At 62.4% G+C, this 13517-nt stretch carries 12 protein-coding genes and 1 pseudogene; 12 read left to right on the top strand and 1 reads right to left on the bottom strand.

All coding sequences use genetic code 11. The features are described 5' to 3' along the window. Nucleotides 1-47: 47 nt before the first annotated feature. The 7 genes from GKC28_RS19120 (at nt 48) to GKC28_RS19090 (ending at nt 7396) form a co-directional block, all read left to right on the top strand. Entirely contained in the window at nt 48-743 is a 696-nt protein-coding gene (locus GKC28_RS19120) for a glutamine amidotransferase (RefSeq protein WP_174148595.1), read from the top strand. Continuing rightward, a complete protein-coding gene (locus tag GKC28_RS19115; protein ID WP_174148594.1) occupies nt 740-1531 on the top strand; it encodes a creatininase family protein in 792 nt (263 codons plus the stop codon). Before GKC28_RS19120 ends, GKC28_RS19115 begins: the two co-directional genes overlap by 4 nt. Next, the gene (locus tag GKC28_RS19110) at nt 1528-2769 is read left to right on the top strand and encodes an amidohydrolase family protein (RefSeq protein ID WP_174148593.1); all 1242 of its coding nucleotides are present in this window, start codon (nt 1528-1530) and stop codon (nt 2767-2769) included. Before GKC28_RS19115 ends, GKC28_RS19110 begins: the two co-directional genes overlap by 4 nt. Beyond that, nucleotides 2766-4175: an FAD-binding oxidoreductase gene (locus tag GKC28_RS19105; protein ID WP_174148592.1), complete on the top strand. Its 1410-nt coding sequence runs from the start codon at nt 2766-2768 to the stop codon at nt 4173-4175. Before GKC28_RS19110 ends, GKC28_RS19105 begins: the two co-directional genes overlap by 4 nt. A gap of 11 nt (nt 4176-4186) precedes the next feature. Continuing rightward, nucleotides 4187-5071 carry a TauD/TfdA family dioxygenase gene (locus GKC28_RS19100; RefSeq protein ID WP_174148591.1) on the top strand — a complete coding sequence of 295 codons (885 nt, stop codon included), beginning with the start codon at nt 4187-4189 and terminating at the stop codon, nt 5069-5071. Between the two features lie 92 nt (nt 5072-5163). Continuing rightward, on the top strand, nt 5164-6828 hold the full coding sequence (locus tag GKC28_RS19095) for an ABC transporter substrate-binding protein (RefSeq protein WP_174148590.1): 1665 nt from the start codon (nt 5164-5166) through the stop codon (nt 6826-6828). 61 nt (nt 6829-6889) lie between these two features. Beyond that, nucleotides 6890-7396: a DUF2165 domain-containing protein gene (locus tag GKC28_RS19090; RefSeq protein WP_174148589.1), complete on the top strand. Its 507-nt coding sequence runs from the start codon at nt 6890-6892 to the stop codon at nt 7394-7396. 439 nt (nt 7397-7835) lie between these two features. Here the strand turns inward: GKC28_RS19090 and GKC28_RS19085 are convergent, their stop codons facing one another. Next, nucleotides 7836-8150, bottom strand: a complete 315-nt coding sequence (locus tag GKC28_RS19085; protein WP_174148588.1) for a hypothetical protein — start codon at nt 8148-8150, stop codon at nt 7836-7838. A 756-nt stretch (nt 8151-8906) separates the two neighbouring features. Between GKC28_RS19085 and GKC28_RS19080 the strand changes: the two genes are divergently transcribed. From GKC28_RS19080 to GKC28_RS19060, 5 genes and pseudogenes are all read left to right on the top strand, one after another. Next, a complete protein-coding gene (locus GKC28_RS19080) occupies nt 8907-9794 on the top strand; it encodes a site-specific integrase (RefSeq protein ID WP_174148587.1) in 888 nt (295 codons plus the stop codon). A 13-nt stretch (nt 9795-9807) separates the two neighbouring features. Further along, nucleotides 9808-10008, top strand: a pseudogene (locus tag GKC28_RS19075) (transposase zinc-binding domain-containing protein); the annotation flags it as partial. A 396-nt stretch (nt 10009-10404) separates the two neighbouring features. Beyond that, the gene (locus GKC28_RS26495; protein ID WP_254604312.1) at nt 10405-11637 is read left to right on the top strand and encodes a tyrosine-type recombinase/integrase; all 1233 of its coding nucleotides are present in this window, start codon (nt 10405-10407) and stop codon (nt 11635-11637) included. Continuing rightward, nucleotides 11637-12542, top strand: a complete 906-nt coding sequence (locus GKC28_RS19065) for a tyrosine-type recombinase/integrase (protein WP_174148586.1) — start codon at nt 11637-11639, stop codon at nt 12540-12542. Before GKC28_RS26495 ends, GKC28_RS19065 begins: the two co-directional genes overlap by 1 nt. Beyond that, nucleotides 12539-13517 (top strand): tyrosine-type recombinase/integrase (locus tag GKC28_RS19060; protein ID WP_174148585.1); only part of this gene is annotated, 979 nt, incomplete at its 3' end. The genes GKC28_RS19065 and GKC28_RS19060, both read left to right, overlap by 4 nt.

Raw genomic sequence — 13517 nt, 5'->3', positions numbered from 1 at the left:
ATCAACATCAGGGCCACGCAAAACCAATTCTCTGAAGGAGGGGGAATATGGCACCGCGTGTCCTATTGGTGCGCCATGGCGATGAGCCTGCCGATGACCGTGTGGTTACCTGGCTGGCGGCGAACGGCTATGAGGCCGTGACCCGGAAACCTTTTGCGGGCGACCGCCTGGATGATGTGGGCGGGGTCGCGGCATCGGTGATCTACGGCGGTCTGTTCGACGTTTTTGAGAGGGAAGAATACCCGTTCCTGCTGGAGGAAGACCGCTGGATCGCGCAGTGCCTGGAGAAAGGCATCCCGCTGCTCGGAATCTGCCAGGGGTGCCAGCAGATCGCCTATCATCTTGGCGCTTGGGCGGGGGCGCCGGAGCGGGAATTTTTCGAGTTCGGCTATTACCCGGTTGAACCCGCTGAGGAGGCCGGAGAGTTCCTGGAGGCACCGCTGGTTGTTACCCAGGCGCATTACCACACATTTGACCTGCCCGCGGGGGCAGTCCGGCTTGCCGGAAATTCAGAATACCCGAACCAGGCCTTCCGCTATGGAGAAAACGTTTTTGGCTTCCAGTTCCACGCCGAAGTGACACCGGCCGGCTTCCGCCGCTGGCAGGACAGCAAGGCGCATGTTTACGGGCGGCCCGGGGTTCAGGACGTGCAATCCCAGAACCGGCTTATGGCGGCTCATGATGCGGAGCAGGCGCGCTGGTTCAACGGGTTTCTTGACAGTTTTTTGGGGCAGGCGGCATGAGCGTTCAGGGACATTGGGCTGAGCTGAAAGCGCCGGATTTCCAGGCTTTGCCGGCGGATTGCGTGGCGGTGCTGCCGCTGGGCGCGACCGAGCAGCATGGACCGCATCTGCCGCTGTCGGTCGATACGGACCTGACGCAGGCGGCGGTTAGGCTGATGCTGGCGGATCTCAGCCCTGAGCAATCGGTTCTGGTGCTGCCCGCGCTGACTATCACCAAGAGCAACGAGCACGACCGCTTTGCCGGGTCGCTGAGCCTGTCACCGGAAACGCTGCTGGCGGTGCTGCGTGACATCGGTGCCTCGGTGGCTCGTGCAGGTGTTGCCAGGCTGGTGTTGTTCAATGGGCATGGCGGCAATACCGCGCTGCTGCAGGTGGCAGCGCGTGAATTGCGCATCAGCCACGAACTGATCGTGGCCGTTTGCTCATGGTCGGGCTTTGCTGAATCGGAGGGTCTTTTCGAACCCGGCGCTTATGCGGTGGACCTGCACGCGGGCGACAGTGAGACTTCGGCGATGCTGGCCGCCCGGCCCGATCTAGTGGACATGGGCAAGGCAAAGAATTTCCGCACCGCAATGGAGGACTGGGCCGGGAATTTCCGTTTTATCGGACTAACCGGCCAGCCGGCTGCGCCGGGCTGGATTGCCGGCGATCTAAACCCCGAGGGGGTGTGCGGCGATGCCTCCGCGGCCACCGTGGCAAAGGGGGAGGCGATGCTGGCCTCTGCCGGACGCAACTTCGCGCTGTTTCTTGCGGAGTTTGCCCGCTTTGATCACAGGAACGGCTCATGAGGGATACCCTTCCTGCAGATGCGCGCCTGCCCGGTGTGCTTATCCCGGCTGCACTGATCGCTGCGGCAGACCGGTTCGGCGGGCAGTTGTACGGCGATTGCCTGGCGGGCGACCTTGTGCTGCGGGACGGACGGGCGGCTGGACTTGAACCGGCCACGGTTCCGCCAGAGCGGTTGGTGCTGCCCAAGTTTACCGAGCCGCATGTGCATCTCGACAAATGCCACACCATTGACCGGATGCAGGGGATCGGCGGCGGGCTGGGTGATGCAATCGCCGCACAGGCGCAGGACCGCAGGATATGGACAGCCGAAGACATCCATCGGCGGGCGGGTCGCGGACTGCAGGAGCTGCTGTCGGCAGGCTGTGCCACTGTTCGCACGCACGTCGATTGGGGTATCAGCCCGGACCCGGCGGCTGCACCATTAGCCTGGGACATCCTGCGGGAACTGAAGGAAGAGGCCCCGGTAGGGGTGATCCTGCAACGGGCGGCGCTGACCGGTGCCGACATGATGGCCGACATCAGCTATGCCCGTGCCTGCGCCCGCCGAGTGGCTCAAAGCGGCGGCGTTCTGGGCGCCTTCGTGCTGGGCCAGCCTGAGCGGCAGGCCGGCATTCTCAACACATTCCGGGCCGCGGAGGAAGCCGGTCTTGCGCTGGATTTCCACGTCGACGAGGGCCTTGCGCCCGGCCTCGACGGATTGGAGATGATCGCCGATGCGGCGCTGGAAACCGGTTTCCTGGGCCCGGTTCTGTGCGGCCATGCCTGCAGCCTGATGAACCGCACCGATGCAGAGGTGCAGCGTATCGCCGGGAAGCTGGCCCGTGCAGGGATTTCGGTGGCAGCACTGCCCGCCACCAACCTGTACCTGCAAGGGCGCAGCGCAGGCACCCCGGACCGCCGCGGGCTGACCCGAATCCATGAATTGCAGGCCGCAGGTGTCAATGTGGTGCTGGGCACCGACAACGTGCGTGACGCATTTTGCCCGTTGGGCAGCCACGATCCGCTGGCGACCCTCTCGCTGGCGGCACTGACCGCGCATCTGGACCCGCCTTTTGGCAGCCATCTTCCGATGATCACCACCGGCGCCCGCAAGGCGCTTGGCCTTGCGCCCGTAACCGTCGACGGGGCTGCAATCGGGGATCTGCAGCTGTTCGACGCTCTCTCGGTCACGGACATTCTGGGCAGTCGTGCTGCACCGCGCTCCTTGACCGAGGCCTTGCAAGGAGAACAACAATGACAGAGATGCCGCTGGAACACCCCCGCACCGATTGGGCCGCATTTGCCGACAGCCTGTCGCCGGTGGAGGTGATTGACGAGCCGGTGCTTGTGAAGAAACGCTCGCGCGACTTTTTCTGGTACAGTCCGGTTCTGAATGCGCAGCTGAAGAAGTGCTTTGGCGATCTGGTTGCGGTGCCCAAGACCCCGGATGAAATGCGCCACTGCCTGCAGCGCGCCTATGCGGCAGATGTGCCGGTCACCCTGCGCGGCGGCGGCACCGGCAATTACGGTCAGGCGGTGCCGCTGCAGGGCGGGCTGATCATCGAGACCACGAAGATGAACCGCATCCTCGAGATCGGTGAGGGCTATGTGCGGGCCGAAGCCGGGGCGCTGATGGCCGATGTGAACGCTGCTCTGATTGAGCAGGGCTGGGAAATGGCGATGTTCCCCTCGACCCAGGACATTGCCACTATCGGCGGCTTCGTGGCCGGCGGGTCGGCCGGGATCGGGTCGATCGCCAACGGCGCCCTGCGGGAAAAGGGCAATATCATCCAGCTCAAGGCGCTGTCGCTGGAAGCGGAGCCGCAGGAGCATGTTTTTGACGCTGAAGCGGCGCTGCAGATCCACCACGCCTGGGGGCTGAACGGCGTAATCACCGAAGTCACCCTGCGCACGGTGCCGCACCGCAACTGGATCGGCTGCATGGCCACCTTCGACAGCTACCGAGACTGCTATGCCGCGGGCTATGCGCTGGCGGCTGCGCCGGACATCGGCTGCAAGCTGGCCAGCACAGTCGAGGCGCGGATCGTTGACTACTTCCCGCGCCTCAAAGGGCACCTGCGGGAGGGCAGGCACCTGCTGGTCTCGCTTGTCCCGGCGGAGGATATGGATGCCTTCCGCGCGCTCATTGCGGCGCAGGGCGGCCATCTGGATCTGGCGGTGAGTGATGCCGAGCGGCAGGCGGCAAAGCTGCCGCATGTTTTTGAGTTCGCGTATAACCACACGACCCTGCAGGTGCTGAAGGCGGACCGCTCGGCCACATACCAGCAGATCGGGGTGCCGGATCCGTCGGACGCGGATGCAGTTGCCGCCGCGGGCGCGGCTTTGGGTGATGACGTCTGGCAGCACCATGAGTTTGCCCGGCTGGACGGCAGCATCGTCGCCTTTGATCTGCCGATCATCTGGTTCTCGGACGAGGCGCGGTTGCGCGAGATCGACAGCATCTACGAGCAGCACGGACACAGCGTAGCAGACGCGCACACCTATTTCGTCGAGGGCGGCGGGCTGAAGAACGCCGACTACCGGCACCTCGCGTGGAAAAAGCGCATGGACCCCAAGGGACTGCTGAACCCTGGCAAGTCACGGGCCTGGGAGGGTGTGAAGCATCTCTCCGCTGAAGAAATCGAAGCAAAGGCAAAGGGCTGAGGAGACCCGAGATGACGACCATTCAGACAAAACCGCTGACGCCGAACTTTGGTGTCGAAGTGAGCGGAATGAACCTCTCCGCCGTCAGCGCGGGGCAAAATTTCGCCGAGCTGCGCGCGCTGTTCGAAGAACATTCAGCGCTGCTGTTCCGGGCGCAGGACATCAGCAACGCGGAGCATATGGCGCTGGCGCAGCTGTTCGGCCCGATCGAGGACCGCAAGGCGGACGAGCGCAAGCCCGGCGAGAAATTTGAGGTGCCCGAGGTGTCCAACGTGCAGAAAGACGGCTCCACGTCGGGCGAGATGGATCTGCACACGCTGAACCTCAAGTCCAATTTCCTGTGGCATTCGGACAGCACTTTCCTGCCTACGCCCGCGTTGACCAACATCCTGATCGGCCGGGTTGTCACCAGCGAGGGTGGCGCCACTGAACTGGCCAGCACCCGCGCCGCCTGGGCGGCGATGCCGGAGGCGCTGAAGGCAAAGATCCGCGGCCGCGGTATCTGGCACCGCTACAGCCATTCCCGGCGAAAGATCTCTCCTGAGCTGGCTGAATTGCCGATGTTCAACAAATGGCCCGACCAGCATTGGAACGCAGTCTGGCCGAACCCGGTCAATGGGCGAGAGGCGCTCTATATCGCCAGCCATGCCTTCAAAGTCGACGGCTATGACGAGACCGAAAGCCAGGCGCTTCTGGATGAACTGATGGCGTTCTGCACGCAGCCGGAATTTACCTATTCTCATCAGTGGGCTGTAGGTGATGTGCTGATTTGGGATCAGCGCGCGGTGCTGCACCGCGGCACGCCCTGGCCCTACAAACAGCCACGCACCCTGTCCAGCATCTGCGCGTCGGTGACAGAGGACGACGGGATCGGCAGCATCCGCATGCCTGCCTAAATCTCGCGTTGGACGGGCGCGTACCCGGCCAGCGCAAAACTGCGCCGCAGAGCGCTATCGGCCAGCCTCACGGCACAACAGAGAGGGAAACAATGACCTATTTTACCAGCACAGGAAAACCGCTGCCGGATTCGCTTACACAGCAGGCCCGCCGCCTCGGAGCTGATCCTGTCAGCCGCCGGGAATTCCTGGCAACGGTGTGCTCCTTTGGTGCAACTGCCGCAACCGCCTATGCGATGATGGGCCTGACTGCGCCCGTGCAGGCCGCGGTCAACGCGCAAATGGGCGGCACCGCCCGCATTCAGCAGCAACTCGTGGCAATGCGCGACCCGCGCAAGTTCGACTTCAACTCCCTTGCAACTTTTACCCGCGGCTGGCTGGAATACCTGGTGCAGTATAATTCGGACGGTACGTTCACCCCGGTCCTGCTGGAAAGCTGGGAGATCAGCGACGATGCCACCGAATATGTGCTTCATGTGCGCGAGGGTGTGACCTGGAACAACGGCGACCCCTTCACCGCCGAAGATGTTGCGGCCAACATCGCACGCTTCTGCGACGGCACCGTCGAAGGCAATGCCATGGCCGGCAAGCTGCAGGTGATCATCGACCCGGAAACAAAAAAACTGCTGCCGGATGCGGTCGAAGTGACCGGCAGCCATACCGTGCGGCTGAAACTGCCGCAACCGGATATTTCGCTGATCGCCGGCTTTGCCGACTACCCGGCCGCCATCGTGCATTCTTCGTTCGACGAGGTCACGATGCTGGACAATCCGATCGGCACCGGCCCTTATCTGCCGGAATTCTACAGTACCGGCGACAGTGCCGCACTGGTGCGCAACCCGGACCACACATGGTGGAACGCCGGCAACGGCGCCTACATGGACCGGGTCGAATTTCTCGACCTGGGCGCCGACCCGGCTGCGTTTTTTGCCGGTGCCGACGCCGATGAATACGACGTCAACTTCGACACCGAAGGCGATTATATCGCATCCTTCGACATGCTGGACGGCTGGACCAAGCATGAAGTCACCACTGCGGCCACGGTTCTGGCCCGCTGCAACCAGACTACCGAGGTGGATGGCACGGCCATTTATGCCGATGCGCGGGTGCGCCGGGCGCTGGCAATGGCGGTGGACAACGCGGTGGTGCTGGAAATCGCCTATGGCGGCCAAGGCCGCGCGGCAGAGAACCACCATGTGTCGCCTGTGCATCCCGACTATGCCGATATCGGCGCGCCGGTGCGTGACCCCGAAGGTGCCCTGAAACTGCTGGAAGAGGCTGGCATGGCGAACTTCGAGCATGAACTGATCTCACTCGATTCCGCGTTCTGGAAGGCAACGGGCGATGCTATCGCCGCGCAGTTGCGCGATGCGGGCATCAAAGTCAGACGAAAAGTTTATCCAACCGGGACATTCTGGAACGATTGGGCGAAGTACCCGTTTTCGGTCACCAACTGGAACCACCGTCCGCTGGGCATCCAGACACTGGCGCTGGCCTACCGGAGCGGCCAAGGCTGGAACGAAACCGGTTTTGCCAATGCCGAGTTCGATGCGTTGGTTGAACAAGCGTTGGCAACCGCCGACCCGGCGGCCCGCAGCAGGATTATGGCCAAGCTCGAACAGATCATGGTGGATGAGGGTGTCATCATTCAGCCCTACTGGCGGTCGCTCTACAACCACTCCAAGAGCAACCTGAAGGGGGCTGCAATCCACATCTCCAACGAGCTGTACCCCCAGTACATGTACTGGGAAGCCTGACCTTTGAACACTCTGCCCGCCGACCGAATTCGGCGGGCAATCAGCAGCGGAGAGCAGAGCATTGCTGGAAACCACCGTACTGGCCGCGCAGGCCGTCAGCGTTGCCTTCATGGCCGCCTGGCTGACAATCGGCGCGCTGGAAAACCTCCTGCATCCCTTTCTGAATGAAACCTACACCGCCGAGGTCATGGACATGACCCGCATGCGGGAGGAGTACCCGGAAGCCTACCGCTTTGTCGCCTATCGCCGGGTCACCAGCAGCAGGCTGCGCCGGGGCCTGTTCCGGTGCATTGTCGTTTGGGAAATCGCGGCCACTGCAGCGCTCTGGGCCGGATCAGCCGCGCTTGCCATGTCCGCCGCCGGGTGGCAGGCGCAGGACACGGCCATTGCCCTGGGGCTCGCCGGAACCTTGATGTTTACCGCGACCTGGTGCGGGTTTCTGATCGTCGGGAACTGGTTTTGCTACTGGTTCGGGCACGAAGGCGGTCAGAACACGCATTTCCAGATGACGCTGTGGGGCATGCTCAATGCCGTGCTGCTGGTCGGCGGCGCCGTTGTTGTTCTCTAAAGCAGGCGGTTGAAGTGAAGAGCGGCTGTTCCTGCCGGGCGGGGCCGGCTGCACCTATCAAATCTTCTGCAACTTCTGTCGGCCCCAAGGGTTGCCTGTGTTGTGGAAGGCGGCCGTAAGATTTCTGCGGTGACAACGCAGGCCGGAAGGCTAAGGCCGGATATGCTTTGGCATGCCCGCGCCTTTTGCCATCCACCAAACTCCGCAAATCAGAGACGAAGCAAGGCAGATAGACGTTATCGCAGATATTGCTTCTGACTGGTCATGACGACGCAGCTTTGAGAACAACGCCGAGAGGATTGCCCCGACAAAAGCAAGACCGTAGCGGAATGTCTCACATAGGCGCCTTTTGAGGCCGTACGCTATTATGCGTTTATATGATTGCGGAGAGGGCAGGTAGGATACGGCGGTTGCCTGCTCCCGCAACCAACACTAATTATCAATACATATCAAAGGCTTCGGATGAGTCATCCGGGGCCTTCTCCGTGTTCGCGCCTTCCGCACCCGCCGCCAGCCGCAGCAGCCCGGCCAGATCCCCCTCAAGGGTCAGATCCAGGCCGATGCCTTCCGCCGCAGGCGTCAGCACAATTCGCTCCACCAGCGCCTGCAGCGACGCCTTGGCGTCTTCCATGCCTTCTGCAGAGCCAAGGGTCCGGATCAGCCGCGACACCCGCTCCCGGTAGGCTCCTGCCATCGACGGGTGAAACACCACCGTGTCCGGGGCAGGGCTGTGCTCCAGCTGAGATAAGCACATCGAAGCGTCCGCATTGCGCATCGCGCAGCAGGCTCTGCATGCCGCTGCGCATCAGGCTGGCGCCGGAGATGGCGCGGTCGGAATAGGTGGCCACGATCTCAAGCCCCTAGGCCTTGGCATAATCGGTGCAGTTGCGGATCTGGTCCTCGACAGAGGTGTCGCGCTGCAGGTCTGTCGAGTAGCGGGCGTAGATGGCTGCTCTGAGCTTGGGCTGGGAGTTGGCGGTTCTCCGGTGGTTTGATGTTAACCGGGAGCTTTTCCGTCCCGGTGGTCGGCGCGGGCTGCTTCGCGGGCGATGGCGCGCAGGAGTACTTACGGTAATTCGGATCCCCTTCTGGGTCTGCGCCGATCAGCGTCCCCCCCTGGGCCGCGGCGCCCTCTTGTTACTTCCGGCTGTGGCAGGTCTGGCAGCGAACGTCGCAGATCCCCGCGGCCGCTCGCTTGATCAGTTCGAGCTACCGTTTCTGCCGTTCGCTGCGACCGCGAGGCTCTGGAGCCGGCAAACTCACAAAGTGCGGACAAAGTTGCCGTAGGCTCAATGGTTGCTGATGACCGGTCTCAGCCGAAAGCGGCCCCATGCCTGGTGACCAGCCTGGCGGGCCAGCACATGCAGGTCGGGCGGGAGGACGAAGCCGCTCGCGCGGCAGGGGCGGCTGTGGCGGGCGCACCTCGCTGATCTGACCCCCCTGTGCATTTGGGAATGACCGGATCTGTCTGATGATTGGGACCTTCTCAATCCACAGACAGGAGGGTCCCATGAAGGATCATAGAACCACGCCGCTGCGCGCGCGGATGATCGAGGACATGCGCATCCGTGCCATGGGCGAGAGCGCCCAGAAAGCCCATATCCGGGCGATCAAGGATTTCGCGGGATACCTCGGGCATGCGCCCGATACAGCGACGCCGGAAGAGCTTCGGGCCTACCAGTTGCATATGACCGATACCGGCGTCTCGGCCTCGACGTTCAACGTGCGGATCTCATCGCTGCGGTTCTTCTTCAGCATCACATGCGGCCGCGAGGAGATGAAGCGGTACATGCAGTTCCGAAGCAAACCCCGGAAGTTGCCGATCGTCCTCAGCGTCGAAGAAGTGGGCGACCTGATGGCCGCGGTGCCCGGACCCGGGCTGAAGTACCGTGCGGCCCTGGGTATCAGCTACGGTGCAGGTCTGCGGGCCTCCGAGGTCTGCAATCTCAAGGTCACGGATATCGACAGTGACCGGATGCTGATCCACGTCGAGGACGGCAAGGGCAGCCGGGACCGCAAGGCGATGCTGTCGCCGGGGCTGCTGGAGCTTTTGCGCGACTATTGGCGCGAGGCGCGGCCGGAGGGCTGGCTGTTCCCGGGCAAGCCGAAGATCAACCCGCTGTCACTGCGGCAACTGAACCGGGCGTTCACGTCCGCAAAACACATGGCAGGGATCAACAAGCCCGCAACCCTGCACACGCTCCGCCATAGCTTCGCGACGCATCTGCTGGAGGCGGGGACGGATGTGCGGATCATCCAGGTTTTGCTGGGCCACGCCAAGCTCAGCACCACCGCCCGCTACGCGCATGTGGCCACCAAGACGATCCGCTCCACCGTCAGCCCGTACGAACGTCTGAAGGAGCTGCAGGACCACACTCTCCGGCGCGGACTGGAGTGACCGGACGCCGGGGGTGCCCGGGCGGCCGGGACTGGAGCTTGCTGACATCTTCCGAAGACACGGACCCGCGTGGCGGCGGGCCAATGCCGGGCATGTCAGCCTAACCCAGCTCAAGGTGATGTCGGCGATCGAGGCCTGCCGGACCGAGGTGCTCGGCGGGCATGTCGCTGCGTGCGGAAAATGCGGCCACCGGCACATCGCCTACAATTCCTGCATTATGGGCAAATCCGGTAATGGGGAGTTGGCGTGCCAATATGTGCGTTTTTTGCTGAGTTTCAGCGCTTTTTTGTCTCCATAACAGAACGGTCCTGTGTCTCCGTCGACGCGGCCACTGATGGCCGGTCACAAACGGGGACGAACATGTTGGATTTCTATTTCTCGGCACCGAAGATGCTGGGGCATTTGCGGGCTGGGCCAAGCGGACCATACCTTGACGGTTTTGCCGCCGCGCTCAATCATCAGGGCTATTGCGCTGACACGGCGGTAAGATATTTGCGGGCGGCAGNGTGCGTTTTTTGCTGAGTTTCAGCGCTTTTTTGTCTCCATAACAGAACGGTCCTGTGTCTCCGTCGACGCGGCCACTGATGGCCGGTCACAAACGGGGACGAACATGTTGGATTTCTATTTCTCGGCACCGAAGATGCTGGGGCATTTGCGGGCTGGGCCAAGCGGACCATACCTTGACGGTTTTGCCGCCGCGCTCAATCATCAGGGCTATTGCGCTGACACGGCGGTAAGATATTTGCGGGCGGCAGCGCATCTCGGCCATATCATGGCGCGGGCTGGGACAATGCCGAGCGACATTGATCTGGCCGTTTTCAGCGAGCATTTGCGCAGTTGTCGATGTCCCCGTGCCATGGGAGGGCGAGGCAACCACCACACCATTTTCGGCGCCAGGCTCTTTCATCGGTACCTTATCGAAATCGGCGTTTGCCAATCCGCTGCTCCCGCATTGCAACACGCCGAGCCGTTTCTCGTGGCTGACTTCAAGGTGTGGCTGCACAAGCATCGCGGGGCGTCCGATCCCACCATCAAGCTTTATGCCCGTGACGCCACCCACCTCATGGCAGCACTTGGGGACGATCCTGAACGGTGGGAACCAGCTGCCGTTCGCCGCTTCTTCCTGGACCGCGCGAGGCAGTGCGGCAATCGAACCGTCGAGAAGATGACGACCAGCCTGCGCGCGTTTTTGCGATATCTTGCCGTCACAGGCCGCACCCGGGCAGATCTCGTCGACGCTGTTCCCGGCTATGCCCGTTGGCGACTTGCCGATTTGCCACGATATTTATCTACAGAGCAGGTGAACCGGCTGATTGCGGCATGCGATGGCGAAGTTGCTGGGCGTCGACGTGATCGCGCGATCGTCCTTCTCCTGGCTCGCCTCGGGCTGCGGGCCGGTGACGTGGCACAGCTCCGCCTCGACGACATCGAGTGGGAAACGGGCTCGCTGCGGGTCTCGGGCAAGTCGCGCTACGAGGTGCGCTTGCCGCTTCCCCAAGACGTCGGGGATGCGATCGCAGCCTACCTCGCGTGCCGCTCTTCGACATGCCAGAGCGATCAGGTATTCCTCCGCAATATTGCGCCGTTCCGGCCTTTCCGGAGCGGTGATGGCGTCTCATCGGTGGTGAAGCGCCTCATGCAGCGGGCCGGCATTGTGGCTCCGGTCAAGGGGGCGCACGTCCTGCGACACACGGCGGCGACCGAGATGCTGCGCCATGGCGTTCCGCTCGAGAGGATCGGGTTAGTTCTGCGGCACAGAGGCATCGACACGACGGCTCATTATGCCAAGGTCGATGTCAAGCTCCTGAAGGAGATTGCGCAGCCCTGGCCGGAGGTTCTGTGATGTTGAAGGCCATCGAGGCGTATCTGGGACTCCGCCGTTCCACCGGATTCGCAATGTTGAATGCGGAATACCTGCTCAGAAGCTTTGCCACCTTCGCGATCAAGCGCGGGCAAAGGCATGTTCACACGCAAACCGCAATCGAATGGGCGGCGCTGGGACCGTCTCTCGCGCAACGTGATGCCCGATTGAAAGCCGTCTGCCGTTTTGTACGTCATGTCCGGGTTGAAGACGCCCGGCATGAGTTGCCGCCGGCAAATCACTTCGGCGCCCGCAGGACGCGGCGCATGCCGCATATCTACACGGCAGCGGATATCGATCGCCTAATCGAGGCTGCGCTTCGGCTTCGACCCAAAGGCGGCTTGCGTTCACGGACCTATGCGACATTGATCGCGCTGCTCTCGGTCACCGGGTTGAGGATTTCCGAAGCTCTGAAGTTGATGGTCGCCGACGTGACGCACGACGGCCTGCTGATCCGTGAGACCAAGTTCCGGAAAACCCGCCTGGTGCCGCTGCACGACACAGCAGTGGCGGGCTTGAAGGACTATCTGACGCTTCGTCGGCCCTGTTCAGCGACTGATCCGGTGTTCGCTGACGCGCAAGGACTGCCGCTGCGCTACATTGCGGTCAAAGAAACCTTCGACAGGCTGGTCGTCGGGGCTGGTGTATTACCGGCGACGAAGCGTCGTCCACATTTGCACGATTTACGACACACGTTTGCGGTTCGCGCGCTGCAAGGCACACCGCTGGATCGCAGCCGAAGCGGCGCACATATGGCGGCGCTGGCTACCTACATGGGCCACGTCAATATCCATGCAACCTACTGGTACCTGGAGGCCACCGCCGACCTCATGCGCGATGTCGCCGCGGCCGGAGAAGGCTTCCTCACTGAAGGGAGGCAATCATGACGCCGATTGCCCCCCTCATCGAAGCGTTCCTGGATCAGACACTCGCCCGCCAGCGGGGCGTCAGTCAGCATACGCGCGACTCCTACGCCCTGAGCTTCCAGTTGTTGTTCATATTCGCTGCAAAGAGGCTGAAGGTCTCGCCATCGGCGCTGACGCTGGAGCAACTCGACGCCAACCTCATCGCCGCCTTCCTGGAATATCTCGAGGATAAACGCAAAAACGCGCCAGTGACGCGAAATGTCCGGCTGGCCGCCATAAAGTCTTTCTTCCGCTTTCTCGAATACAGGCAGCCGGCAGCCTTGGATCATATCCGGCGCGTTCTGGCGATCCCATACAAGAAGACGGATCAACGTCTGGTCCCCTATCTTCTGCGGGAGGAGCTGCAAGCGGTGCTCGACGCTCCGGATCCCACCACGCGTGATGGCATCCGCGATCGGGCCATGCTGCATCTGGCGGTTTGCGCGGGTCTGCGCGTGTCCGAGCTGACGGGATTGAAGCTCGAGGACATCGACCTGGCGTCGATGAGCATTCGTGTCCTGGGCAAGGGACGGCGGGAACGGACGCTCCCCTTGTGGAAGACTACGGCCGCGGCTATGCGCGCCTGGCTCGCCATTCGCGGGCGGGTTCCAGCGCCCGAGGTGTTTGTCAACGCACGCGGAGAGCCGCTGAGCCGATGGGGCTTCGCCTATCTGCTCAAACAGCATGCAGCGACTGCCGCTCAAGCACTTCCTGGCCTCAAAAAGAAACGCATCTCGCCTCACGTGCTCAGGCACACATGCGCAATGATCATCCTCCAGGCAACAAATGACATCCGCAAAGTGTCGCTGTGGTTGGGACACGCCACTCTGACGACCACCGAGATCTACACACGTGGGGATCCGACAGAGAAGCTCGACGCAATGGAATCGATTGTTCCACCGCATCTGCGGCGCGGCGCGTTCCAACCGTCCGACAAGCTGATTGCGCTCCTCAAAC

This window comes from Leisingera sp. ANG59, from assembly GCF_013317235.1.
GTDB lineage: Bacteria > Pseudomonadota > Alphaproteobacteria > Rhodobacterales > Rhodobacteraceae > Leisingera.
The sequence above is the reverse complement of the archived record's forward strand: the minus strand, read 5'-3'. Positions and strand labels throughout refer to the sequence as shown.